20 protein-coding genes are annotated in these 24,319 nt (G+C 65.0%); 17 read left to right on the top strand and 3 right to left on the bottom strand.

Annotated elements, in window-relative coordinates; all coding sequences use genetic code 11:
- The first annotated feature begins 306 nt into the window (after positions 1-306).
- From J6595_RS11080 to J6595_RS11030, 11 genes are all read left to right on the top strand, one after another.
- Entirely contained in the window at positions 307-1,935 is a 1,629-nt protein-coding gene (locus J6595_RS11080) for an ABC transporter substrate-binding protein (RefSeq protein WP_209594617.1), read from the top strand.
- 79 nt (positions 1,936-2,014) lie between these two features.
- Positions 2,015-3,112, top strand: a complete 1,098-nt coding sequence (locus J6595_RS11075; protein ID WP_209594616.1) for an ABC transporter permease — start codon at positions 2,015-2,017, stop codon at positions 3,110-3,112.
- Positions 3,109-4,041, top strand: a complete 933-nt coding sequence (locus J6595_RS11070; RefSeq protein WP_425342141.1) for an ABC transporter permease — start codon at positions 3,109-3,111, stop codon at positions 4,039-4,041. The genes J6595_RS11075 and J6595_RS11070 overlap by 4 nt, the downstream gene beginning before the upstream one ends.
- On the top strand, positions 4,038-4,874 hold the full coding sequence (locus J6595_RS11065; RefSeq protein ID WP_209594615.1) for an ABC transporter ATP-binding protein: 837 nt from the start codon (positions 4,038-4,040) through the stop codon (positions 4,872-4,874). Before J6595_RS11070 ends, J6595_RS11065 begins: the two co-directional genes overlap by 4 nt.
- Complete coding sequence (locus tag J6595_RS11060) at positions 4,871-5,647, top strand: ABC transporter ATP-binding protein (RefSeq protein WP_209594614.1); 777 nt, start codon at positions 4,871-4,873, stop codon at positions 5,645-5,647. Before J6595_RS11065 ends, J6595_RS11060 begins: the two co-directional genes overlap by 4 nt.
- A gap of 560 nt (positions 5,648-6,207) precedes the next feature.
- Positions 6,208-6,912, top strand: a complete 705-nt coding sequence (locus J6595_RS11055) for a FadR/GntR family transcriptional regulator (protein ID WP_342453163.1) — start codon at positions 6,208-6,210, stop codon at positions 6,910-6,912.
- Positions 6,909-8,087, top strand: a complete 1,179-nt coding sequence (locus tag J6595_RS11050; protein ID WP_209594613.1) for a PLP-dependent transferase — start codon at positions 6,909-6,911, stop codon at positions 8,085-8,087. The genes J6595_RS11055 and J6595_RS11050 overlap by 4 nt, the downstream gene beginning before the upstream one ends.
- A gap of 37 nt (positions 8,088-8,124) precedes the next feature.
- Entirely contained in the window at positions 8,125-9,381 is a 1,257-nt protein-coding gene (locus tag J6595_RS11045) for an ABC transporter substrate-binding protein (RefSeq protein WP_209594612.1), read from the top strand.
- A gap of 136 nt (positions 9,382-9,517) precedes the next feature.
- Complete coding sequence (locus J6595_RS11040) at positions 9,518-10,450, top strand: carbohydrate ABC transporter permease (RefSeq protein ID WP_209594611.1); 933 nt, start codon at positions 9,518-9,520, stop codon at positions 10,448-10,450.
- An 8-nt stretch (positions 10,451-10,458) separates the two neighbouring features.
- Positions 10,459-11,292, top strand: coding sequence for a carbohydrate ABC transporter permease (locus J6595_RS11035; RefSeq protein WP_209594610.1), 834 nt, complete (start codon positions 10,459-10,461; stop codon positions 11,290-11,292).
- A 10-nt stretch (positions 11,293-11,302) separates the two neighbouring features.
- The gene (locus tag J6595_RS11030) at positions 11,303-12,385 is read left to right on the top strand and encodes an ABC transporter ATP-binding protein (RefSeq protein WP_209594609.1); all 1,083 of its coding nucleotides are present in this window, start codon (positions 11,303-11,305) and stop codon (positions 12,383-12,385) included.
- Between the two features lie 109 nt (positions 12,386-12,494).
- Here the strand turns inward: J6595_RS11030 and J6595_RS11025 are convergent, their stop codons facing one another.
- The gene (locus J6595_RS11025; RefSeq protein ID WP_209594608.1) at positions 12,495-13,241 is read right to left on the bottom strand and encodes a pyridoxine 5'-phosphate synthase; all 747 of its coding nucleotides are present in this window, start codon (positions 13,239-13,241) and stop codon (positions 12,495-12,497) included.
- A 268-nt stretch (positions 13,242-13,509) separates the two neighbouring features.
- On the opposite strand from J6595_RS11025, the gene J6595_RS11020 reads away from it, so the two are divergent.
- Together J6595_RS11020 and J6595_RS11015 are read left to right on the top strand one after the other, a co-directional pair.
- The gene (locus J6595_RS11020; RefSeq protein WP_209594607.1) at positions 13,510-15,567 is read left to right on the top strand and encodes a serine-rich family protein; all 2,058 of its coding nucleotides are present in this window, start codon (positions 13,510-13,512) and stop codon (positions 15,565-15,567) included.
- A 265-nt stretch (positions 15,568-15,832) separates the two neighbouring features.
- The gene (locus tag J6595_RS11015) at positions 15,833-16,777 is read left to right on the top strand and encodes an acetamidase/formamidase family protein (RefSeq protein WP_209594606.1); all 945 of its coding nucleotides are present in this window, start codon (positions 15,833-15,835) and stop codon (positions 16,775-16,777) included.
- A gap of 60 nt (positions 16,778-16,837) precedes the next feature.
- Here the strand turns inward: J6595_RS11015 and gyrB are convergent, their stop codons facing one another.
- Positions 16,838-19,276 carry a DNA topoisomerase (ATP-hydrolyzing) subunit B gene (gene gyrB, locus J6595_RS11010; RefSeq protein WP_209594605.1) on the bottom strand — a complete coding sequence of 813 codons (2,439 nt, stop codon included), beginning with the start codon at positions 19,274-19,276 and terminating at the stop codon, positions 16,838-16,840.
- A 176-nt stretch (positions 19,277-19,452) separates the two neighbouring features.
- Between gyrB and J6595_RS11005 the strand changes: the two genes are divergently transcribed.
- Entirely contained in the window at positions 19,453-19,890 is a 438-nt protein-coding gene (locus J6595_RS11005) for an acyl-CoA thioesterase (protein ID WP_209594604.1), read from the top strand.
- Positions 19,891-19,910: 20 nt separating this feature from the next.
- Here J6595_RS11005 and J6595_RS11000 read toward each other — a convergent pair whose 3' ends face one another.
- Positions 19,911-20,669, bottom strand: coding sequence for a GGDEF domain-containing protein (locus J6595_RS11000; protein WP_209594603.1), 759 nt, complete (start codon positions 20,667-20,669; stop codon positions 19,911-19,913).
- 296 nt (positions 20,670-20,965) lie between these two features.
- Here J6595_RS11000 and J6595_RS10995 point away from each other — a divergent pair, with 296 nt between their 5' ends.
- The 3 genes from J6595_RS10995 to J6595_RS10985 all read left to right on the top strand — a co-directional run bounded on the left by J6595_RS10995 (position 20,966) and on the right by J6595_RS10985 (position 24,281).
- Complete coding sequence (locus J6595_RS10995; protein ID WP_209594602.1) at positions 20,966-22,372, top strand: cytochrome P450; 1,407 nt, start codon at positions 20,966-20,968, stop codon at positions 22,370-22,372.
- Between the two features lie 559 nt (positions 22,373-22,931).
- On the top strand, positions 22,932-23,180 hold the full coding sequence (gene rpsU, locus J6595_RS10990; protein ID WP_209594601.1) for a 30S ribosomal protein S21: 249 nt from the start codon (positions 22,932-22,934) through the stop codon (positions 23,178-23,180).
- 366 nt (positions 23,181-23,546) lie between these two features.
- Positions 23,547-24,281: a DUF4396 domain-containing protein gene (locus J6595_RS10985; protein ID WP_209594600.1), complete on the top strand. Its 735-nt coding sequence runs from the start codon at positions 23,547-23,549 to the stop codon at positions 24,279-24,281.
- The last annotated feature ends 38 nt before the right edge of the window (positions 24,282-24,319 follow it).

The raw sequence follows: 24,319 nt of genomic DNA, 5'->3' as shown, positions 1-24,319 counted from the left end.
CAGAAGGCTGCCGCCGGAAACCGTGTGATGGGACGGCGGCTATCTCTTCATGACCATCCCCACTCCCGGCGGTCATCGGTAGGCGATTCCCCTTGGCTGCCACCCAAGCGCGTGGCGACGAGGCAAGCGAGCCGTAACATCCGGAAATCCCCAGCTGAAATCGGTTTGTCCAATCCCCGGCTGTGTCGGGGATGGACGACCTTGCGCCAAGATTGGGCTTGCCTAGCGAATGGGCGATGGCCTAGCTTCCCCGAATGATCGTCGACCCGCCGCGAGCCGGCGGACACGAAAAACGAAAGGATGTTCATGGGTTTCCTCCCGCCGCTCTGGTCCTCCCGTGGTACTCGCCTCGGCGCGAGCGTGGCGTTGCTTTTCGCCGCGAGCGTGTTCACCGCTCCCGCAGCCCTGGCCGAAACGCCGGCGGACACGCTGGTGATCGCCAACACGATCGACGATCTGAAGGTGCTCGATCCGGCCGAAAGCTTCGAGTTTTCCGGCGGCGACGTCATCAACAATCTCTATGACAAGCTGATCGAGCTCGACCCGAAGACGCTGAAGATGGGCCCGGGGCTCGCCAAGAGCTGGGACGTCTCCGAGGACGGCAAGACCTTTACCTTCAAGATCGATACCAGCCGCAAGTTCGCATCGGGCAATCCCGTGCGCGCCGAGGACGTGGTCTGGTCGCTCCAGCGCGTGGTCAAGCTCGACAAGACCCCGTCCTTCATCCTGACGCAGTTCGGCCTGACGAAGGACAATGTCGAGGACACCGTCAAGAAGGTCGACGACGAGACCGTCTCGATCACCGTCGATCGCCCCTATGCGCCGTCCTTCCTCTACAACGCGCTCACGGCGGACGTTGCGTCCATCGTCGACGAGAAGCTCGCCATGGAGAACGCCTCGGGCGACGACATGGGCAATGAGTGGCTGAAGACCCATTCAGCCGGTGCCGGCCCCTACACGCTGCGCGCATGGAAGCCGAACGAGTCGGTGATCATGGAGGCGAACGAGAACTATCCGACCGTGCCCGCGATGAAGCGCGTCTTCGTGCGCCACGTGCCGGAGCCCGCCACCCAGCGGCTCCTGCTCGAGCGCGGCGACATCGACATCGCCCGCAATCTGACGCCGGAGGACATACAGGCCGTCGAGAACAACGACAAGCTCAAGGTCGAGGACTCCCCGCGAGGCCGCATCTATTACATCTCCGGCAATCAGAAGATGAAGGAACTGGCGACGCCCGGCGTGATGCAGGCGATCAAATATCTCATCGACTATGACGGGATCGCCAACTCCTTCCTCAAGGGCCAGGTCGTCGTCAATCAGCAGTTCCTGCCGATCGGCTTCCTCGGCGCGATCGACGACAAGCCATTCAAGCTCGATGTCGAGAAGGCCAAGAAGATGCTGGCCGATGCCGGCTATCCCGACGGCTTCGAGGTGGAGCTTCTGGTACGCAACGCCCAAGACCGCCTCGCCGTCGCCCAGTCTGTGCAGAACACTTTGGGGCAGGCCGGCATCAAGGTGAACATCAAGCCGGCGACCGGCTCGGAGGTTCTGTCCATCTATCGCGCCCGGAAGGCCGAGCTGACCCTCGAAGTCTGGGGGCCGGACTATCCGGATCCGAACACCAATGCCTCGGTCTTTGCCGAAAACCCGGACAATTCCGACGCGGCCCAGCTGACCGGCAATCTGTCCTGGCGCAACGCCTATGCCGCCGAGGCGACGACCAAGATGGCCGAAGACGCGGTGGTCGAAAAGGACACCGACAAGCGCGCCAAGATGTATGAGGAGATGCAGCGGATCGGCAATGAAAAGTCGCCCTTCGTCCTGATGTTCCAGTATCAGGAGCAGGACGGCATGCAGAAGAATGTCGAGGGCTTCTCCACCGGCGGCGCCGTCTCCTCGGCCTTCTACAAGGCCGTGACGAAGACGACCGAGTGACACCGGCAGCCATCGTGATGAAACCTGCGGCATGGCGGCGTCACCCCGCCATGCCGCAGGTCCTTGGAGTTCTGAGTTCATGAGCGTTTCGCAAGGCGCCCACGATCCGGCTTCGGCGGAGGAAGAAGCCGCCATCGCCGGAACCGGCCTTTTGCCGCGCATCGCCGGGCGCTTCGGCAAGACGCTGTTCAGCCTGTTCGTGACGCTCTTCGGCCTTCTGCTCGTCACCTTCGCCATTGCGAGGCTGGTGCCGCTCGACCCGGCTCTCGCCGTGGTCGGACCGCGCGCGACACAGGCGCAATACGAGGCGGCCCGCAAGGAGATGGGGCTCGACCAGCCGATCCCCGTGCAGTTCGTCAATTACCTCTCCGACGTCGTCAGGGGCGATTTCGGCCGCTCGAACCTCACCTCCCGCCCGGTCATCGACGATGTCCGCGATGCCTTTCCGGCAACGCTGGAACTGGCGACGCTCGCCACCCTCCTCGGTGTGCTTCTCGGCGTTCCGGCAGGCGTCGTCTCGGCCGTCAATCAGGGCCGATGGCCGGATCATGTCCTGAGGGTCGTCGGCCTTCTCGGCTATTCCATGCCGGTCTTCTGGCTCGGGCTGATCGCGCTTCTGATCTTTTACGGCCAGCTCGGCTGGGTCGGCGGACCGGGCCAGCTCGACGTTTCCTACGAACTCTCCTACGAGCTCGACGTGACGGCCTATACCGGCTCGATCCTGATCGACTCGGCGCTGTCGGGCGCCTGGGACGTCTTCGCCAACGCGCTGACCCACATCGCCCTGCCGGTCTTCGTGCTCGGCTATTTCTCGCTCGCCTATATCTCCCGAATGACGCGGTCCTTCATGCTGGAACAGCTCGGTCAGGAATATGTCACCGCCGCGCGGGTGAAGGGCGTGCCGGAGGGCCGCGTCATCTGGGTGCATGCCCTCGGCAATGCGATGGTGCCGCTGATCACGGTGATCGCCCTCTCCTACGCCGCGCTTCTGGAAGGCTCGGTCCTGACCGAGACGGTCTTCGCCTGGCCGGGGCTCGGCCTCTACATCACCCAGGCGCTCTTCGCCGCCGATCTCAACGCCGTCCTCGGCGGAACGGTGGTGATCGGCGTCGCCTTCATCGTGCTCAATCTGTTGTCCGACCTTCTCTATACCGTCGTCGATCCGAGAGCCCGATGAGCGACATGACCCATTCCGAACGCTCTGGCGGCCTCAAGGCATGGCTGACCAGCGACACGCCGGCGTCGCGCTTTCAGGCGCGGGCGATCAACATCTGGTTCGCCTGGCGCGATCTTTTGCGCAATCCGCTCGCGGTGATCGGGATCGTGATCATCGCCGCCCTGATCCTGATGGCGGTCTTCGCCCCTTTGATCGCCACCGACCCGCCGAACCGACAGGACCTCGCCGCACGCCTTCTGGCACCCGGTGTCGACGGCCACCTTCTCGGCACCGACGAGCTCGGCCGCGACATCTGGAGCCGCATCGTCTACGGCTCGCGGGTGACGCTGCAGGTGGTTGCCCTGGTCGCCCTGACCGCGCCGATCTTCGGCCTCGTCGTCGGCACCGTCGCGGGGACGCTCGGCGGCTGGACCGATCGCGTCCTCATGCGCATCACCGACATCTTTCTCGCCTTTCCGCGGCTGATCCTCGCGCTCGCCTTCGTCGCCGCCCTCGGCCCCGGCATCGTCAACGCCATTTTCGCCATCGCGCTGACGGCCTGGCCGCCCTATGCCCGCGTCGCGCGCGCCGAGACCCTGACCGTGCGCCGCGCCGACTATATCGCCGCGGCACGGCTTCAGGGCGCCGGCACGCTCCGCATCATCACCGGCCACATCATGCCCATGTGCCTCTCCTCGGTGATCATCCGCGTGACCCTCGACATGGCCGGCATCATCCTCACCGCCGCCGGCCTTGGCTTTCTCGGCCTCGGCGCGCAGCCGCCGCTCGCCGAATGGGGCGCAATGATCTCCACCGGCCGGCAATATCTCCTCAGCCACTGGTGGGTCGCGACCATGCCGGGGCTGGCCATCCTCATCGTCTCCCTCGGCTTCAATCTGTTGGGCGATTCGCTGAGGGACGTTCTCGATCCGAGGGGAGGTCAGAAATGACCGACGAGCCGCTTCTCGAAGTCGAGAACCTTCGCGTGCGCTTCGAAACCAGCCGCGGCGTCACCGAGGCGGTGCGCGGCGTCTCCTTTCAGGTGGGCCGCGAACGGGTCGGCATCGTCGGTGAATCGGGTTCCGGCAAGTCGATGACCGGCCGCTCCATCCTGCGGCTCATTCGCCCGCCGGGCGTCGCGACGGCCGATCGGCTGATGTTTTCCGGCATCGACCTTCAGGCGCTGTCCGAACGGCGGATGCGGGCCATGCGCGGGCGCCGGATCGCCATGGTCATGCAGGATCCGAAATATTCGCTGAACCCGGTCATGCGCATCGGGAGCCAGCTCGTCGAGGCGCTGAAGGTGCATGAGCGCATCTCCAAGAGCAAGGCCCGCGAGCGGGCGCTGCAGATGCTGGCGGACGTTCAGATCCGCGATCCCGAACGGGTGCTTTCGGCCTATCCGCATGAGCTTTCCGGCGGCATGGGCCAGCGTGTGATGATCGCGATGATGCTGATCCCAAGCCCGGACCTCTTGATTGCCGACGAGCCGACCTCGGCGCTCGACGTCACGGTGCAGCTGGAAGTGCTGCGCATTCTCGACGGGCTGGTGAAGGACCGCGGCATGGGCCTCATCTTCATCAGCCATGACCTGCGCCTCGTCTCGACCTTCTGCGACCGCGTCCTCGTCATGTATCTCGGCAAGATCGTCGAGGAGATCGACGCCTCGCGCCTGCAGGACGCCGAGCATCCCTATACGCGCGGCCTCCTGGAATGCCTGCCGGCGATCGGCGGCTCGCACGAACCGTTGAAGGTCCTCAAGCGCGACGAGGCCTGGGCATGAGCGGACCACAGTCGGCAGGGAACGCCAAGATCGCCGTGTCCGATCTGTCGGTGACCTTCACCCAGGGGCGGCGCCCCGTCCGCGCGGTGAAGGGCGTCAGCTTTTCGGTGAAGCCGCTGGAATCCTTCGGCCTCGTCGGCGAATCCGGCTCCGGCAAGTCGACGGTCCTGAGGGCGATCTGTGGCCTCGCGCCGGTTTCCGGCGGCGAAATCAGGATCGACGGCGCGGCGATGGCCGAGCCGCGCGACAAGGCGTTCGCCCGGCGGGTCCAGATGGTGTTCCAGGACCCCTACGGATCGCTGCATCCAAGGCACACGATCGATCGCGTCCTGTCCGAGCCGCTGGCGATCCACCGCTTCTCCGATCGCGAGGACCGGATCGTCCAGGCGCTGAAGGATGTCGGCCTCGATGCGCGCTTCCGCTTCCGCCTGCCGCATCAGCTCTCCGGCGGCCAGCGCCAGCGCGTCGCGATCGCAAGGGCGCTGATCGTCGAGCCGGAGATCCTGCTCCTCGACGAGCCCACATCAGCCCTCGACGCATCGATCCAGGCGGAGGTTCTGAACCTCCTGACCCGGCTTCGTGAAGAGCGCAATCTGACCTTCGTCATGGTCAGCCACGATCTGGCGGTGATCGACCACATGTGCGAGCGCCTCCTCGTGATGCGCGGCGGCGAAGCGGTGGAGGCGCTGGAGCGCTCGGCTCTGGCCGATCATGCGGTTTCCTCCGACTATACCCGCACGCTGCTCACCGCGAGCGAAGGCTACGTGCGCTGAACCCCTGGGGAGATCGTGTCCCGGCCGGTGGTGCGGGATCACCGCTCTCGGCGGGCCGAGATCATGGTTCGTCAGGCGTCTTCCACAGGTCAGTCGACAAGGCGAGCGGCGGTCATTGTCCCGGGCCGCTGGCATGACCATGTCCGCAGCCCTCTCGCCTTCGCCTTCCTCTTCGTCGCGCCGGAGCGCAACAGCTCGCTGGAATCCGTTTTCGGGCCAATGCTGTGAAGCATGATCCCGAAAAGTCGGACCCCGTTTTCGCAAAAGATCATGCCCCGACAAGAGGGTAGTGCGGGAGGGCGAGCGAAGCTCATCTCACCCCGCTCCAGACGGCGATCGGGACGCCGCGCCGTCGTGAACGCATGGTCGGCGGTGCGAAGCAAATTCATCAGCAACGACGCGGCGACGATGGCCGACGACTGATCGACGCCGATCGAGGGCCCGGCAAGGGCGGATTTTGCGACCCCTGAGAAGCTTAGAGACCGCCCGCGGGCAACAGCGATTGACATCAGCCCTTCGCAGATGTCTGATGTCAGACAAGTTGTCCGTAGAGGCTCGATGTGTCCATCGGTTTTGCCGCACTTCCGCGATCCTATCGCACCGACGATGCCGTCAAGGCATTGGGGGAATTCGTCGCCAATACCGGTCTTTCCGTCGGTGACAAGCTTCCCTCCGAGCACGAGATCATGGCGGCGCTTGGCGTCGGCCGCTCGACGGTCCGCGAGGCGATCCGCCAGCTTCAGGCGCTCGGCGTGGTCGAGACGCGCAAGGGGCTCGGCACCTTTCTGAAAAGCCGCGTCAGCGGTTCGACCGTGCATCTGCCTCTCCATGTCGACACCGGGCAGCTGCGTGACGCCCTGCAGCAGACGCTCGAGGTTCGGCGCGGATTGGAGGCGGAGGCGAGCGCACTGGCGGCGACACGCGCATCCGCTGAGGACATCGACAGGATGCGGGCGGCGCTCGAAGAGATGGAGCGCGTCCATCTCGACAAGGGAACGGCGGGGCGCGAAGATCTCGCCTTCCACCTGACGATCTACGACGCCAGCGGCAATCCGCTCTTCCGCCAGCTTCTGGAGCAGATTCGCGAGGCCTTCGAACATTTCTTCGAAAAGCCCTTCGACCGGCCGGACTTCGCCCGGCGCTCCTTCCCCTTCCACCGTGAGCTTTTCGAGGCGATCGCGAGCGGCGATGCCGAGACCGCCCGCGCCAAGACCTTCGCAATCCTCGACATCGTTGCGGAAGATATCGAGGACATGTCGCGATGACCGGGGACGACGCCTTTCACGAAGCCTCGAAGATCGTCGCCCATGACGAGCCGAACCCCTATGAGGCCGTCGTTCCACCGATCGTCCAGACCTCGCTTTTCACCTTTTCCTCCTATGCCGACATGCTCGCGACCTATCGCGGCGAAAGGGTTCGCCCGACCTATTCGCGCGGTCTGAACCCGACCGTGCGGATCTTCGAGGAAAAGCTGGCCGCGCTCGAGGGGGCCGAGGACGCTCTGGGCTTTGCCAGCGGCATGGCGGCGATCTCCTCGACGGTCCTGTCCTTCGTCGAGCCTGGCGATCGCATCGTCTGCGTCCGCCACGTCTATCCGGATGCCTATCGTCTGTTCGAGACGATCCTGAAGCGGCTGAAGATCACCGTCACCTATGTCGACGGCCGCGATCTCGACGCAGTCGGGAAGGAGCTGCCGGGGGCGAAGCTCTTCTACATGGAAAGCCCGACGAGCTGGGTGATGGAGACCCACGACGTCGCAGCGCTGGCAAGGCTTGCCCGCAAGCACGGCGTGATGACGGTGATCGACAATTCCTGGGCCTCGCCGGTGTTTCAGCAGCCGCTCGCGCTCGGTTGCGACCTCGTCCTTCATTCGGCGTCGAAATATCTCGGCGGACACAGCGACGTCGTTGCCGGCGTCGTCGCCGGCTCGGCCGCGCTGATCGCGCGCATCCGCTCGACGACCCTGCCCTATCTCGGCGGCAAGCTGTCGCCCTTCGACGCCTGGCTCCTGATCCGGGGCCTCAGGACGCTGCCGCTGCGCATGAAGGCGCACGAAGCGGCGGCGCTCGAAATCGCGCGGCGTCTCGCCGATCACCCGGCGGTTTCGTCCGTGCAGCATCCCGGCCTCGGCAATGCGCTGCCACCGGGGCTCACCGGCACGTCGGGGCTGTTTTCCTTCGTCTTCGCCGAAGGGGTCGATGTCGCCGTCTTCGCCGATGCCCTGCAGCTCTTCAGCCTCGGCGTCAGCTGGGGCGGCCACGAGAGCCTCGTCGTTCCCGGCAAGGTGGTGCGGGCGCAGGCGGCAGAGCCCAATTCGGCGATGGCCTTCGGCATCCATGAAAATTCGGTGCGGCTGCATGTCGGCCTGGAGGGGGCAGACGTGCTTTGGCGGGATCTCGAAGCGGCGATCGATGCCGGCATCGGAGGACGCGCGCGATGACGAAGCAGACAATCGAAAACGGTAGAGGTGGCATACGATGAAGAAACTTCTTTTGGCCGCAACCATGCTCGCCGGTCTGGCGATGCCGGCCCATGCAGACACGGTGCTGAAGCTCACCGAAGTGATCACCAGCCCCGAGCGCACCGAGACGCTGAAGCAGATCGTCGGCAAGTTCGAGAAGGCCAATCCCGGCACGACCGTCGAGATCACGTCGCTGCCCTGGGGCGAGGCGTTCGAGAAATTCGCGACGATGGTCTCGGCTGGCGAGACGCCGGACGTCGTCGAGATGCCCGACACCTGGCTGGCGCTCTACGGCAAGAACGGCGCGCTGGAGAATCTCGAACCGTATCTGAAGGACTGGCAATACAGCTCAGACCTCAACGAGCGGGCGCTGCAGTTCGGCCGAGCCGTCGACGACACGGCCTATACGCTTCCCTACGGCTTCTATCTGCGGGCGCTGTTCTACAACAAGACGCTCTTCAAGGAGGCCGGCGTCGAGGCGCCGCCGAAGACGCTCGACGAGTTCCACGACATCGCGGCCAAGGTCGCGAAGCTTCCCGGCAAGTCCGGCTATTGCCTGCGCGGCGGTCCGGGCGGCCTCAATGGCTGGGTCATGTTCGGCGCCACGATGGCCGGCGACAACAAGTTCTTCACCGACGACGGCACCTCGACCTTCGCCGATCCCGGCTGGGTGAAGGGGCTCGCCTTCCTGGTCGATCTCTACAAGGATGGCCTCGCCCCGAAGGATTCCGTCAACTGGGGCTTCAACGAGATCGTTGCCGGCTTCTACTCCGGCACCTGCGCGATGCTCGATCAGGACCCAGATGCCCTCATCGCCATCGATCAGCGGATGAAGAGCGACGAATATGGCGTCGCGCCGATGCCGAAAGGCCCGTCCGGCAAGGCGTTTCCCACGATCGGCTATGCCGGATGGTCGATGTTCGCCAACAGCGAGAACAAGGACCTTGCCTGGAAGCTGATCGCGGCGCTGGAGGGCCCCGAGGGCAACATCGCCTGGAACAAGCGCACCGGCGCACTGCCGGTGCTGAAATCCGCCGAGAAGGATCCGTTCTACGCCCAGGACAAGTTCAAGGGCTGGTTCGAAGAGCTGAACGACAAGGACGTCTACCCGACGATGATGCCGACGGATCTCGAAGAATTCGCTTTCTTCAAGGACTCACTCGTCATCAAGACCAGCCAGCAGGCACTGCTCGGCGAGATTTCGCCGGAAGAGCTCGGCAAGACCTGGGCCGACTATCTGACTGCCGCCAAGAAGAAGCAGATGGGGCAGTAATGCCGCTCTTGTGCAAGACCCGGCCGCGCGGGGGCGACGCGGCCGTCTCGAGGGGCCGGCGGCGGATTTCGCCGGCCCCGGCCGCCCCGTCCCGATTCATGGGCCGCACGGCCTTTCCATCTTCGATCCGGTGACGATGACCGCATCCGCTTCACTCGAACAGGCACAGCCTGATAGACGCCCGCTGAAGCGGCTCGGCCTTCGCGTCGAGCCCTATCTCTACAGCGCGCCTGCGGTGATCATCGTCGCCACCGTCATGCTGGTGCCGCTGGTCATCGGCATGACCTATGCCTTCCGCGACATCCGCCTGCTCAATCCGTTTTCCGGCGGCTTCGTCGGGCTCGACAATTTTCGCAGGCTGGCCGCCGACGGCGACTTTTATCTGGCGCTGAAGAACACCGTCTTCTGGACTGCCGCCTCGGTGTTCTTCCAGTTCACCCTCGGCCTGATCCTGGCGCTGCTCCTCAACCGTCCCTTTGCCGGACGCGGGATCGCCCAGGCTCTGGTCTTCCTGCCCTGGGCTGTGCCGAGCTTTCTTTCCGGTCTCGACTGGGCCTGGCTCTTCAACCCCGTGGTCGGGCCGATCCCCCATTGGCTGACGGCACTCGGCGTGATGAGCCAGCCGGAGAACATCCTCTCCGACCCGGACCTTGCCATGTGGGGGCCGATCGTCGCCAATGTCTGGTGGGGCATTCCGTTCTTCGCCATCACCATGCTCGCGGCCCTGCAGTCGATCCCCGCCGACATCTACGAGGCGGCCTCGATCGACGGGGCGGGTCCGTTCGAGCGTTTTAGGGCGATCACCCTGCCGTTCCTCGCTCCGACCATCGCCATCGCGGTGCTTCTGCGCACCGTCTGGATCGCCAATTTCGCCGATCTGATCGTCGTCATGACCAATGGCGGCCCGGCCGACCGCACGCAGATCGTCGCCAGCTACATCTTCACCACCGCCTTTCGCCGGCTCGACTTCGGTTACGCATCGGCGATCGCGATGGTCCTTCTCGTCCTTCTGATGATCTATTCGCTGCTGATCGTGATCCTGCGGCAGACGCTTCTGGCCAGGGCATGACCGTGACGATGTCCCGCAAACGCTTCGCCGCAACGCTCGCCCATCGTCTGGCGGTCCTCGCCTTCATCGTCGTCGCGCTGTTTCCGCTGTTCTGGCTCCTGAAGGTCTCGGTGACGCCGACGAAGCTGCTGTATTCCGAAGGCGTCAGGATGTGGCCCTCCGAGACGACATGGGCGCATTATGCCTTCGTCATCGAGAATTCGGACTTTCCGCTGTTCTTCCGCAACAGCCTGATCGTCTCCCTCTCGACGGCGCTGATCGTCACGCTCGTCGCGGCTGGGGCCGGCTATGCGATGTCGCGCTTTGCATTTCGCGGCAAGATGTGGCTCGTCGGGCTGCTCCTCGTCACCCAGATGTTTCCGCTGGTGATGCTGATCGCGCCGATCTTCAAGATCCTCTCCAGCATCGGCCTGACCAACAGCCTGAGCGGCCTCGTCCTCGTCTACACCGCCTTCAACGTGCCCTTCGCCGTCTTCCTGATGCAGTCCTTCTTCGATTCGATCCCGAAGGACCTGGAAGAGGCGGCGATGATCGACGGCGCCACCCGCTTCATGGCCTTTCGCCAGATCATCGTGCCGCTGACCCTGCCCGGCATGGCGGCCACCCTCGGCTTCGTCTTCACCGCGGCCTGGAGCGAGCTTCTTTTCGCGCTGATGCTGATCTCGAAGACCGACGCCAGCACCTTCCCGGTGGGCCTCCTCGGCTTCGTCTCGAAGTTCGGCGTCGACTTCGGGCAGATGATGGCTGCCGGCGTCCTCGCGCTGATCCCCGCCGTCCTGTTTTTCCTTCTGATCCAGCGTTTCCTCGTCAAAGGCCTGACGGCCGGCGCGGTCAAGGGCTGAGGAGCGTTTCATGGCAGCCATCGACATCCGCGCCGTCGACAAGTCCTTTCAGAAACTGAAGGTTCTCCATTCGGTCGACCTGTCGATCGACAAGGGTGAATTCATCGTCCTCGTCGGTCCCTCCGGCTGCGGAAAATCCACCCTCCTGCGGATGATCGCGGGGCTGGAAGAGGTGACCGGCGGCGAGATCGTCATCGGCGGAAAGCGCGTCAACGACCTGCCGCCGAAAGAGCGCAATCTCGCGATGGTCTTCCAGTCCTACGCGCTCTACCCGCACATGACCGTCGCCGGGAACATGAGCTACAGCCTGCGGCTCAGGAAGATCGCGAAGGAGAAGATTGCCACCGCCGTCGCGGGCGCCGCCGACATCCTCGGCCTCGCGCCACTCGTCGAGCGGCGGCCGCGCCAGCTTTCCGGCGGCCAGCGCCAGCGCGTGGCGATGGGGCGTGCGATCGTCCGCGAGCCGCAGGCGTTTCTTTGGGACGAGCCGCTGTCCAATCTCGACGCCAGGCTGCGCGAACAGATGCGCGCCGAGATCAAGAAGCTGCATCGCCGCCTCGGGGCGACCTCGATCTACGTCACACACGACCAGATCGAGGCGATGACGCTGGCCGACCGCATCGTCGCCATGGAAGCCGGCACCATCCAGCAGATCGGTTCGCCCGAAGACCTTTACGAACGCCCGGCCAACCGCTTCGTCGCCGGCTTCATCGGTTCGCCCGCAATGAATTTCCTCGATGCGCAAGCTGCCCCGGCGAACGCCGGTCACGCGCGCCTCGTCACCGAGGACGGGCTGACCTTCGAAGCGATCCCGGGTCTGGAGCTGCCTTCCTCCCGCCAGCTGACGATCGGCATCCGCCCCGAACACGTCCTTCTGGGCGAGGCCGCCGGAGAGGGAGCGAAGGAGGCGACCGTCGATCTGGTGGAGCCGACCGGCATGGGCGCCATCGTCCATTTCCGCTTCGCGGACATCAGCCACCAGGCCTATCACCTCGGACGGGCCAGCTGGCGCGCCGGCGACAGTGTGAAAGTCGCCTTGCCAACGGAAAGACTGCACCTGTTCGACGCGACCGACGGCAGGCGCCTCAATTAGAGCGCCCACCCCGGTCTTTGACCCGCGCCAGCAGGTCTACGCCCAATCGCCGTCGAGGCTTGCCGGTGGACCATTGCAAACCCTTCACGAGCGAGCTCCGCCGCAAGCGTCACACCGCCTGTCCGCAGGCCCGCCTGAAGCGGCGCACGGTCTCGGCCATGCCATGTTCCAGGGAATCGGCCGTCAGCCCGTGGCCGATCGAGACCTCCGCGAGCGCCGGAATCCGGGCGACGAGTGGCGGCAGGTTTTCCACGGTCAGGTCGTGGCCGGCATTGACGCCGAGACCGAAGCCGATGGCCGCGTCGGCGGTGGCGCCGAGCCTTTCGATCTCCGCCTTCGCAGCATCCGGATCCGAATGGGTTCCGCCGTAAGGGCCGGTGTAGAGTTCGATCCGGTCGCATCCGGTGTCGGCCGCGGCAGACATCTGGACAGGGTCCGCATCGGCAAAGAGCGAGACCCTGGCGCCGCCGGATTTCAGCTCATCCACCACCGGGCGAAGCATGGCGCCGTCTGCGACGAAATCCCAGCCATGGTCGGATGTCGGCTGCGCCGGATCGTCGGGAACCAGCGTCACCTGTTCCGGCCTTGCCGCCGCAACGAGCGCCAGGAACTCCGGCGTCGGATACCCTTCGATGTTGAACTCGGCCTGCGGGAACTCCTCGTCGATCAGCGCGCGGATCGCCGGCAGGTCGGAGAACCGGATGTGCCGCTGATCGGGACGGGGATGGACGGTGAGCCCATGCGCGCCGGCCTGAAGCGCAATGCGTCCGATGCCGGTCACGCTCGGCCAGGGAAGGTCCCGCCGGTTGCGCAGCATCGCGATCGCATTGAGGTTCACCGAAAGTTCGACCGTCATGTCCCGCTGTCCTCTTCATCGCCGCTTGGCTCGCGAGCTTCATTTCCGCTTTCGCCGCCAAGCGCAAGACCGGGCGTTCCACCCCTTTACCGGCACCGGTTCGCGCGATGATCTGCAGGAACCAATATGCGCGAGGTCGGCGGCGATTTCGGCGGGACGGGACGTCGGGCCGCGCAAAAAAACTTGCATTGACGCCCCGCGCGGTTGACTTCCGCGCCCTCCCCCCTTCCTCTCCACTCCTGCTTCTAGATTGCGGGAGGAAGGTAGCATGGGCGGTTCGAAATTCATTCCGATCGTCGTGGCCCTCGTAGTCGGCCTGTTCATCGGCTGGCTGCTCGGACCGGACGTCGACGACGTCAGCGAGGACGTCGACAATCAGATCGCCTCCCTGAGGGAGCCGATCGACCAGACGAGAGCCGACGTCCAGTCGGTTTCCGAGACCGTGAACACCAAGCTCGATGCGGCGAACCAAGGCGTCACCGATGCCCTCGCCGGGCTGAAATCCGACATGGATCAGCTGGGCCAGACGCTCCAGACGAAGACCGACGAGATCACCGCCGCCGTTCAGCCGAAGGCCGACGCGGCGGCCGATCAGACCCGTCAGGGCATCGAGGATCTGAAATCCGAGATCGCCAAACTGCAGGAGAGCGTTTCCGGCCTGTCGCAGGGCGGCGGCCAGGCGGGCGGCGACATGGCCGAGCTGGTCAAGTCGGTCGGGCCGACCGGCGCGATCCTCGTGCCCGGTCAGTCGGCGATCTTCGGCTCGGGACGGATCTCCGTGACGGAAGTGTCGGATGGTGCCGCCAGGATCGCCTCCGGCGGCGGCGAGGCTGAAGACGTTGAGGCCGGCTCCTCCGTGGATCTCGGCGACGGCTGTTCCGTGACCGTTAGAGGCGTTGCCGCCGGGGCCGCCTTCCTCTCATCACAAGGCTGCGAGGCCGGCTCCGGGCAGGCCGCATCCAGCGATGCAGCCGGCTCGACCTCGCAAGGCGGCGAGCAGCAGACCGCAGCCGCGCAGGACAGCGGGCAGTCCGGGCAAGAGAGCGGCGGCGAAGAGCAGCAGGCCGCTGCGTCCGGCCAGGCCACCTCGGGCCAGACCACCTCCGGCCAAAGCGCCGCCTCCGGTGGCGGCGACAATGGCGCGGTTCCGGTCGGCGGCGTCGCCACCTTCGGCAGCACCAAGATCTTCGTCTCCGGCATCACCGAGGACGGCGCCACGCTGATGGTCGTCGGCGGCAAGCGGCAGCAGGTCGCCACCGGTTCGAGCCTCGATGCCGGCAATGGCTGCAGCGTCACGCTCGACAGCGTGAACGACAACGCCGCGACACTCTCTGCCGAGGGCTGCGAAGGCGGCTCCAGCGAACAGGCGAACCAGCCCGCACAGTCGCAGGGGAACGAGCAGGCCGGTCAGTCTGGTCAGGCAGCTCAGTCCGGTCAGGCCGATCAGTCGCAGCAGGCGGGTTCCGAAGGCTCGCAGGCGGGCGAGGAGACCGCGGCAGCTTCCTCGGACAGCTCGTCTTCGAGCGACGAAGCGGCCTCCAGCAGCGATCAGCAGGCGAGTACCGGCACATCCTCCGAGAGCGCTTCGGCCGGTCAGTCGACGTCCGGCGACAGCTTCAGCGCCGGCCAGACGGCGGTGTTCGGACAGAACCGCATTTTCGTCTCGGGCGTCCAGGACAATGCAGCGACGCTCTTCTTCGTCGGCGGCAAGGGCCGTCAGACCGTCGAGGTCGGCAACAGCGTCGACGCCGGCAATGGCTGCAGCGTGACGCTGGATTCCGTCGAGGCTGGCGCTGCCACGCTGTCGGCGGAAGGCTGTAACGGCGACAGCGCCAACGCTGCCCCAAGCTCCGACCAGCAGCAGACGCAGACCGAGGAGCAGCCGCAACCGGCTTCGACCGGCTCTTCGGGCGCAGCATCCGAACAGCCCGCAACTTCCAACGAAGATCAAGCCGCTGCGGAAAGCGAGAGCAGCAACGGCGAAGAGCCAGCCACCGGCACCGACGCGGCAGCTTCCGCGCAAAGCGAAGGCCAGCCGAGCGAGCAGGGCTCGCAGGCTGCCGCCGCCGGCGGCGCATCGACGGAAGAATCGACACAGACCGCGTCGCTTGGTTCCGACGCGGTCAGCACGGGCGAGACCAAGAGCTTCGGCGACCACAAGGTCTTCGTCTCCGCCGTCTCCGACAAGGGCGCGACGCTCTACATCATCGGAACCGGCCGCAAGGAGGTCGCGACCGGCCAGTCGGCCGATCTCGGTGACGGCTGCTCGGTGACGGTCGAGAAGACCGATGGCGACAGCGCCATGCTGACGGGCTCGGGCTGCTGAACAGCGGTCCGATCCGACCGACGGAGCCTGCGCGGCAATTGAGCGCAAACTCCTTGGCACAGGTCAAAGACCGGGGCCGACAGTATGAGACAGGGTGCGGTCTTCCCGGATCGCACCCTTTTTCGTAGCCTGATCGTTCGTTCGACGTCAGAGCTGCGGGCGCGAGGGGTATCGAAGAGGCATCGAAGCTCCTGCCCGAGCGCGATCGTCTGCGAACAACCGACTGCGTCTTTCACCGATCACACCAGCGACACGGGCCTGAGCGATGTGCACGAACTGCGACCATACGATCCATCGCCACCAGCATCATTTCGGCTGGAACAACGCGTTCGAGCCGGTGGCGCGCGTTGCCCCCGGCTCGACCATCGAGTTCGAATGTCTCGACGCCTCCGGCGGGCACTACACGCCGCAATCGACGGTCGAGGACATGAAGACCGCCGACTTCGACAGGATCAATCCGGTGAACGGACCGATCCACGTCGAAGGAGCCGAGCCGGGCGACGCTCTCAAGATCACCATCGAGGGGTTCCAGCCCTCGGGCTTCGGCTGGACCGCCAACATTCCGGGCTTCGGTCTTCTCGCCGAGGACTTTCCCGACCCAGCGCTCCACATCTGGAAGTACGATCCGTCGGGCCTCGAACCGGCACTGTTCGGCAAGAACGCCCGCGTTCCGCTCAAACCCTTTGCCGGAACGCTCGGCTGCGCGCCGGCCGCGCCCGGCCATCACTCGATCGTCCCGCCGCGCAATGTCGGCGGCAACCTCGACATCCGCGATCTGTCGGCCGGTACGGTGCTGTATCTTCCCGTCGAGATCGCGGGCGCGCTGTTTTCCGTCGGCGACACCCACGCCGCCCAGGGCGACGGCGAAGTCTGCGGCACGGCGATCGAAAGCCCGATGAACGCCGTCCTGACACTCGACCTCGTCAAGGACGCGCGGCTGAAAATGCCACGCTTCACGACGCCCGGCCCCGTGACGCGCCATCTCGACGCCAAGGGCTACGAAGTGACGACGGGCGTCGGGCCGGACCTGATGACCGGCGCGAAGGAAGCGGTTCGCCAGATGGTCGATCTTCTCGCGGGCCGCTATCAGATGGATCCTGTCGAGGCCTATATGCTCGCCTCGACCTGTGCCGATCTGCGCATCTCGGAAATCGTCGACGCCCCCAACTGGGTCGTGTCCTTCTACTTCCCGCGCTGCGTCTTCGAGTAAGGGCAGCGTGACGCGAAGCCTCGTCGATGTCCGAAGACGCCTGGAACCTCGAAAGCGCCGTCAGATATCCAGATTGGCGACCTGAAGGGCATTGTCCTGGATGAACTCGCGGCGCGGCTCGACCTCGTCGCCCATCAGGCGCGAGAACAGCTGGTCGGCGTCGGTGGCGTCGTTGACCCTGACGCGGACGAGGGTGCGCGCCTCGGGGTCGAGGGTCGTTTCCCACAACTGCTCGGGGTTCATCTCGCCGAGGCCCTTGTAGCGCTGGGTCGCGATGCCCTTGCGGCCGACCTCGAAGACCGCCATCAGAAGCTCCAGCGGGCCGGCGATGGTCCGCTCGGTCTCCTTGCGCCGAAGAACCGGCACGCCGCCGTCATAGACCTCCTTGAGACGCGGGGCCTGGCGCATCAGATGAAGCGCGTCGGCGGAGTTCAGAAGAGCGGCATCGAGAATCCTTAGCTCCGTCACGCCGCGAACCGTCCGCATGAAGCGATATCCGCCGTCGACGGCTTCGCCGCTCCAGCCGCGCTCGGTCTCGTCGGCGATGAGGTCGAGACGCTCGGCGACGCGTTTGGCCGTCTGCGGGCCGTCCTGCGGGTGGTCTGCGACCTCCGGCGAGAGGGCGCCCAGAATGGCCGCCTGCTCGACGACGGAACGATCGTAGCGCGAATGAAGACCCGACAGCGTCTGGCGAACGGCGAGCGCATCGTCGACGACGGCTCTCAGATCCCGGCCGGTGCGAACCTCGCCCTGACCGAGCGTCAGCGACGCATCCTCGAGACCGCCGCGGATGAGATAGTCCTCAAGCGCCTTTTCGTCCTTCAGATACTGGCTCTGCTTGCCGCGCGTCACCTTATAGAGCGGCGGCTGGGCGATGTAGACGTATCCGCGCTCGATCAGCTCCGGCATCTGCCGGAAGAAGAAGGTGAGAAGCAGCGTGCGGATATGGGCGCCGTCGACGTCGGCATCCGTCATGATGATGATCTTGTGGTAGCGCAGCTTGTCGGCGTTGAACTCATCCTTGCCGATGGAGGTGCCGAGCGCGGTGATCAGCGTTCCGATCTGGTCGGAGCCGAGCATGCGGTCGAAGCGCGCCCGCTCGACATTGAGGATCTTGCCTCGAAGCGGCAGGATCGCCTGGTTCTGACGCGAGCGCGCGCCCTTGGCCGAGCCGCCGGCCGAGTCGCCCTCGACGATGAAGATTTCCGATTTTGCCGGATCGCGCTCCTGGCAGTCGGCGAGCTTGCCGGGCAGCGAGGTGATGTCGAGGGCGCCCTTGCGGCGCGTCAGCTCTCTCGCCTTGCGCGCCGCCTCGCGCGCGGAGGCCGCCTCGACCACCTTGGCGACGAGCACCTTGGCTTCCTGCGGATGCTCCTCGAACCAGGTCGAAAGCGCCTCGTTGATGAGGTTTTCGACCACCGGGCGCACCTCGGAGGAGACCAGCTTGTCCTTGGTCTGGGAGGAGAATTTCGGGTCCGGCACCTTGACCGAGAGTACGCAGGTCAGCCCCTCGCGGCAGTCGTCACCGGTGAGCGAGACCTTCTCCTTCTTCAGTGCACCCGACGTCTCGGCATAGCCGGTCATCTGTCGCGTCAGCGCGCCGCGAAATCCCGCCATGTGAGTGCCGCCGTCACGCTGGGGAATGTTGTTGGTGAAGCAGAGGACGGTCTCGTTATAGGAGTCGTTCCACCAGAGCGCCGCCTCGACGACGATGCCGTCCTTCTCGCCCATGGTGACGATCGGCTCGGGGATCAGCGGCTTGCGCGAGCGGTCGAGATAGCGGGTGAAGGCCTCGAGCCCGCCCTCGTAGAAGAGCTCGATCCGCTTTTCGTCGGCTGGCCGCTTGTCGGTGAGGACGATGCGAACACCGGAATTCAGGAAGGCGAGTTCGCGCAGGCGATGCTCGAGCGTTCCGTAGTCGAAGGTCGTGACGCCCTGGAAGGTGTCGAAGGACGGCAGGAAGGTGATCGCCGTGCCGGTCTCGCCGCCGGAATCGCCCGTCACCTCCAGCGAGCCGTCCGGCACGCCGTGGGTGAAGGACATCTCGTGCACCTTGCCCTTGCGCTTGATCTTCATCGACAGCTTGGACGACAGGGCGTTGACCACCGACACGCCGACGCCGTGAAGGCCGCCGGAGACCTTGTAGGAGTTCTGGTCGAACTTGCCGCCGGCATGGAGCTGGGTCATGATGACCTCGGCCGCCGAGACGCCCTCGCCCGTGTGCATGTCCGTCGGAATGCCGCGGCCATTGTCGGTGACGGTGCAGGAACCGTCGGCGTTCAGCGTCACGGTCACATGGGTCGCGTGGCCGGCCAGCGCCTCGTCAATGGCGTTGTCGACCACCTCATAGACCATGTGGTGCAGGCCGGAGCCGTCGTCGGTATCGCCGATATACATGCCCGGACGCTTGCGGACCGCATCCAGACCCTTGAGCACCTTGATCGAATCGGCACCGTATTCGGCGTTGGCAAGGGGGTCGGTCTCGGGGATCGCTGACATGATGGTCCTTGGTCTCGGGCCGGCCGCCCGAGGGGCGGCGAATCGGCCAAATCTGAAGCTTTTATATAGGAACTCTCTCGCGTTGACGAAAGCGCTGCGGCACCTTACCCCCGGCTTCCGTCCGGAGTTAGGCGGCCTGGAACGCGCCAGCCCGAATTTTGCCAGAGAGGTGGACGATGACAGAGCCGGCATTCGAAGACTTTCCCGCCACCGCCCGCGACAAGCTGCGCTACGGCGATACGGATCGGCAGGGCCATGTCAACAATGCGGTCTACTCGACCTTCTTCGAGACCGGCCGGGTGGAACTCCTGCATGTCGGCCATGCCCCGCCACCGGCCGGCACGTCCTTCGTGCTTGCCAGGATCTCCATCAATTTCAGGCGCGAAATGCATTGGCCGGGAGAGATCGAGATCGGCTCGGGAATCGCCTCACTCGGCAACAGCTCCATCAAGGTTCGGCAAGGCGTGTTTCAGAATGGCCGGCTGTGCGCCGCCGCCGACAGCGTGATCGTTCTGATCGACGAGAAGACCCGCCGTTCGACGCCTCTGCCCGACGACATGCGCCAGGCGCTCGCGACGCTTGCCATGAAAACCGGGATCGCGGCCACCGACTGACACTGCCAGACCGACACTGCTCAGATGGCTGTCGGACCAGCTCTCGCCACGACCAGCGGGGGCCCCTGCCCGAAGACGGAAAGCCGCGCGCGCCCGCTTTCCTTGGCCTTGTAGAGCGCGGCGTCGGCCCGCGACAGGAGCTCTTCCAGGCCGACATTCGGCTCGATGACCACCGCCCCGATCGAAAGCGTCACGATGGCCTCCGTCACGTCGCTGGCGCCGCGCCTGCAGGCCCTGATCGCGATACCGTCGGCCAGTCGCTCGCCGATAGCCCGGGCAGAATCGAGGTCGGCGCCCATCAGGCCGATGGCGAATTCCTCGCCTCCGTAGCGCGCGACGATGTCGCCTTTGCGGGTCAGCTCGGTCAAGCGCCGGGCAACGGCTTCCAGGCACAGATCGCCGACATGGTGGCCGAAAGCATCGTTGACGCGCTTGAAGTAGTCGACGTCGAGCAGGAGCAGAACCCCGCTTTCCATCTCGCCGGCAGAGGTCAGGAAGGCACGGCGATTGGCAAGGCCGGTCAGAAAGTCCGTCGCGGCCAGATCGGCAAGGCGCCGCTGCAGCTGGTCGAGATAGGAAATCATCCAGAGCGCGAAGACGACGAAAGGCGTGGCGGTGAAGGCCGTCACCACCGTGTCGTAGACCGCATCCGGCCCGCGGCCGGTCATCGCCCAAACGACCAGCCCATTGGCCGCGATGATGAGAAAGACGAACAGGATCGTCTTGCCGAACCAGTCAGCGAGCCCCTTCGGGGAGATGACGGAGACCAGTTTTTTCAACTCTTGCGCTCAGCTTTACTGTGGTAGGCTTAGGAATAGCAAAATGCGAGCCGAATTTTATCGTCCAAATGCTTGAGGAAGGACGAATACACCAAGGTCGAACTGAATGGTCAGCCGGTATCGGGCCGAATTTGTGGCGGCCCGAGGCGAAGCTGCAGAGCCTTTAGCCGCTCGAACGGCGACGGATGGCGCGTTGTCACGCCTTGAGCCCTCACCGGGCAAACCCGCTCGACACGGTCCGACGCTCTCCCCATATGATTTGCCCAACACGCTGAAAATCGATTGGAATTTTCTTCATGTCGACCGTTGCGCCACCACGGCATTCTTCGCAACGCCCCGGGCAGAGCCCGCGCCCGTTCCGCGCTCCCGCGCCGGTCCCTCATTCCACGCCGCTCGGCTTTGCCGGCTTCATCAGGACGGCCTCACGCAATCCGATCGAGATCTGGGGCACGCGGGCTTTCAAGGAGCCCTACATTCGAGGTGCCTGGCTCGGCGTGCCGAACATCGTCGTCAACGATCCGGCCGGCATCCGTTACTGCCTGGTCGAGAACGCGAAGAACTACGTGATGCAGCCGTTGCGCCAGAGGATCCTGCGCCCGCTCTTGCGCGACGGCCTGCTGACCGCTGAGGGCCAATTGTGGCGGCGCACTCGCAAGGCGATCGCGCCGGTCTTCACCCCGCGCCATATTTCCGGTTTCACCGAGCAGATGCAGGCCCGTTCGGCGCTCTTTGCAAAGACGTTGGCGAAACGCGAGGGCACGACCGTCGACGCTTCGCACGAAATGACGCTCCTGACCTTCGACATCCTGCAGGAAACGCTGTTCTCCGGGGACATCGCCTCGGAGCCGGAAGGCTTTGCCCGCTCGACCCGGGATTTCCTCGGCTCGATGGGGCGCGTCGATCCGCTCGATCTCCTGAACGCGCCGGCTTTCCTGCCGCGCCTGCGGCGCCTTCGTGGCCGCAAGTCCATGAACTTCTTTCGCGGCCTGATCGCCGAGACGATCGAGAAACGGCGGGAAAAGCTCGATCGCGATCCCGATGGCACGCCCAATGATCTCCTGACCCTCCTGATCAAGGCCGATGGCCTGTCGAGCGAGGAGATCGAGGACAACATCATCACCTTCATCGGCGCCGGTCACGAGACCACCGCCCGCTCGCTGGCATGGACGCTCTATCTCCTCTCCCAGGCGCCGGACGAGCGCGCGCTGGTCGAAACGGAGATCGACGAGGTGCTGCCGCAGCTGACCCATCCAAGCCAGTGGTCGGAGAAGCTGATTCACACCAAGGCGGCGTTCGAGGAGGCAATGCGGCTTTACCCGCCCGCGCCCTCGCTGAACCGCACGGCGCTGAAGGCCGACAGGGTCGGCGACATCGACATCCCCGCCGGCGCCACGCTGCTCGTCATGCCCTGGCTGGTCCATCGCCACGAAATGCTCTGGGACCGGCCGGAGCATTTCATGCCGAGCCGCTTCCTGCCGGACAATCGCGACAAGATCGATCGCTATCAGTATCTGCCCTTCGGCGTCGGTCCGCGGGTGTGCATCGGGGCAAGCTTTGCCCTTCAGGAGGCCGTCATCGCCTTGGCCCTTCTCCTGAAGGACCTGCGCTTCGACTATGTCGCAAAGCACCCGCCTCGGGTCGTCCAGCGCATCACCGTCCAGCCGGATGGCGGGCTGCCGATGCGGGTCTCCCGCAGGCATTGATCGAGGCGCGGCCGCCGGAAACACCCGCGCTCGCGAACCGCGATACGAGGATTGCAAGATGCGATCATCATTTGCGGTCCACGGCCATTTGGACTATATGACCCACCAAGGTCTTGCTTTGACGCGCCCTTCGCCACGCCGATCGCGTGGAATGACGGCGCGTCAGACGCTTTGACACACCGGGCATCCACGATTTGCCGCCTCCTCGACGCCCGCGTTCTGGACGTGATGCGAATCGGTTCTGGATGTCGCCCGATGCCACGGGCGAAGGCAGAATCCTTCGTGTGTAGGGACGGGTTGCCGGTGCGATCGATCCGCCAGTGATGGCAAGACGTTTATGCTCTCCTGCGATGAGGCAGAGCGAGCCGAGGCATGGACGTTCGAAGGAGCGTCCGGGCACCGGGTGTTGGCTGGCCGGCCGATCCTCGTTGCCACAATGAGCGTGGCGCGGAAGGCGCGTGGTGTCATGACGACACCGGTTTTCCACGTCCAATCGGAACCGGAGCCGACGGCGAATCGACGCCTTAGCTCCCGTCGTGGATGAAGAGAGGGAGTCGCTTTGAAAGTCGACGTCAGAGACAACAATGTTGACCAGGCCCTGCGCGCGCTGAAGAAGAAGCTGCAGCGCGAGGGCGTTTTTCGCGAGATGAAGGCGCGCCGCGCCTATGAGAAGCCGTCCGAGCGCCGCGCCCGCGAGAAGCAGCAGGCGATCCGTCGCTCGCGCAAGCTCGCCCGCAAGCAGGCGCAGCGCGAGGGCCTTCTGCCCGGCCCGAAGCGCCGCACCGCCGCCGGCCCCGGCGCGCGCTGAGACGCTTGCTTTCCCGGACCGTTCCGATTTCGGATCGTCCGGTTCTGGAACTTCGAGTCGCGACCGGCATTCGCTTCTGATCAGGGGCGGAAAACATGCGCCGGCGACGCGGCAGGGGACGAGGCGGCAAGCCTTGTCCGGATACGACATGACCCCGCTGCCCACGTGACCCTTGATGTCATGCTGAGCGCGGGGTTTTGTCGTTTGTGACCGTCGCAGACGCATTTTTCGCCGTCCCGGCCGCGTCGGCCCGAAAGTCGCGATCGATTGTCGGCAAGCACGATGCGGTGGTTCAAGGATTGAAAGCGTCCCCTCTCCGTCCAACAGGACACAGGGCGCTCTCGTGATGATGCAAAAAGGCCCGCCGTGATCCCCACCTGGCTTCATTTCCTTGCGATCGTCTCGCTCCTCGTCGGCGCGGTGTCGGCCATTCTCATCGCCATCGACGTATGGCGCGATCCCCAGCACATGGCGGTGATGAACGTCGTGTGGCCGGTGAGCGGGCTCTATGCCGGGCCGATCGCGCTCTTTGCCTATCGCCGCTGGGGCAAGCTCGCCGCGAACAGCCGCGCGATGCCGGCAATGGAAAAGGGCGAGCCGATGCCCTCCAAGACCCAGACGCCGCATTACGCCACTATCGGCAAGGGCGCCGCCCATTGCGGCGCCGGCTGCACGCTCGGCGACATCTGCGCCGAATGGCTGGCCTTCCTCGTGCCGGCGGTGGCGGTCTGGTTCGGCTGGCACAGCGTCTTTTCCGAAAAGATGTTCGCCGTCTGGATCCTCGACTTCGTCCTCGCCTTCGGCTTCGGCATCGTCTTTCAGTATTATGCGATCAAGCCGATGAGCGACATGTCGGTAGGTCAGGCGATCATCCAGGCCATCAAGGCCGACACGCTGTCGCTCACCTCCTGGCAGATCGGCATGTACGGCTTCATGGCGATCGCCCATTTCGGCATCTTCGCCGTCCTTCTCGGCGTCACCCTCGAAGTCGACAGCGCCGAATTCTGGTTCATGATGCAGATCGCCATGATCTGCGGCTTCCTGACCGCCTATCCGGTGAATGCCTGGCTGATCGACAGGGGCATCAAGGAAGCGATGTAGGGATGCCTTGGCGTTGATGGTTGGCGCGGTGGCGCGTC

Origin of the sequence: Jiella mangrovi (assembly GCF_017815135.1) — a bacterium.
GTDB lineage: Bacteria > Pseudomonadota > Alphaproteobacteria > Rhizobiales > Rhizobiaceae > Jiella > Jiella mangrovi.
Note: the sequence above shows the minus strand (reverse complement) of the source record. Positions and strands in the feature narration are given on the sequence as shown.

Excerpts from the sequence above, each read along its gene's own strand:
- J6595_RS11080 (WP_209594617.1), top strand. The coding sequence starts at position 307 with ATGGGTTTCCTCCCGCCGCTCTGGTCCTCCCGTGGTACTCGCCTCGGC.
- J6595_RS11075 (WP_209594616.1), top strand. The coding sequence starts at position 2,015 with ATGAGCGTTTCGCAAGGCGCCCACGATCCGGCTTCGGCGGAGGAAGAA.
- J6595_RS11070 (WP_425342141.1), top strand. The coding sequence starts at position 3,109 with ATGAGCGACATGACCCATTCCGAACGCTCTGGCGGCCTCAAGGCATGG.
- J6595_RS11065 (WP_209594615.1), top strand. The coding sequence starts at position 4,038 with ATGACCGACGAGCCGCTTCTCGAAGTCGAGAACCTTCGCGTGCGCTTC.
- J6595_RS11060 (WP_209594614.1), top strand. The coding sequence starts at position 4,871 with ATGAGCGGACCACAGTCGGCAGGGAACGCCAAGATCGCCGTGTCCGAT.
- J6595_RS11050 (WP_209594613.1), top strand. The coding sequence starts at position 6,909 with ATGACCGGGGACGACGCCTTTCACGAAGCCTCGAAGATCGTCGCCCAT.
- J6595_RS11045 (WP_209594612.1), top strand. The coding sequence starts at position 8,125 with ATGAAGAAACTTCTTTTGGCCGCAACCATGCTCGCCGGTCTGGCGATG.
- J6595_RS11040 (WP_209594611.1), top strand. The coding sequence starts at position 9,518 with ATGACCGCATCCGCTTCACTCGAACAGGCACAGCCTGATAGACGCCCG.
- J6595_RS11035 (WP_209594610.1), top strand. The coding sequence starts at position 10,459 with ATGTCCCGCAAACGCTTCGCCGCAACGCTCGCCCATCGTCTGGCGGTC.
- J6595_RS11030 (WP_209594609.1), top strand. The coding sequence starts at position 11,303 with ATGGCAGCCATCGACATCCGCGCCGTCGACAAGTCCTTTCAGAAACTG.
- J6595_RS11025 (WP_209594608.1), bottom strand. The coding sequence starts at position 13,241 with ATGACGGTCGAACTTTCGGTGAACCTCAATGCGATCGCGATGCTGCGC.
- J6595_RS11020 (WP_209594607.1), top strand. The coding sequence starts at position 13,510 with ATGGGCGGTTCGAAATTCATTCCGATCGTCGTGGCCCTCGTAGTCGGC.
- J6595_RS11015 (WP_209594606.1), top strand. The coding sequence starts at position 15,833 with ATGTGCACGAACTGCGACCATACGATCCATCGCCACCAGCATCATTTC.
- gyrB (WP_209594605.1), bottom strand. The coding sequence starts at position 19,276 with ATGTCAGCGATCCCCGAGACCGACCCCCTTGCCAACGCCGAATACGGT.
- J6595_RS11005 (WP_209594604.1), top strand. The coding sequence starts at position 19,453 with ATGACAGAGCCGGCATTCGAAGACTTTCCCGCCACCGCCCGCGACAAG.
- J6595_RS10995 (WP_209594602.1), top strand. The coding sequence starts at position 20,966 with ATGTCGACCGTTGCGCCACCACGGCATTCTTCGCAACGCCCCGGGCAG.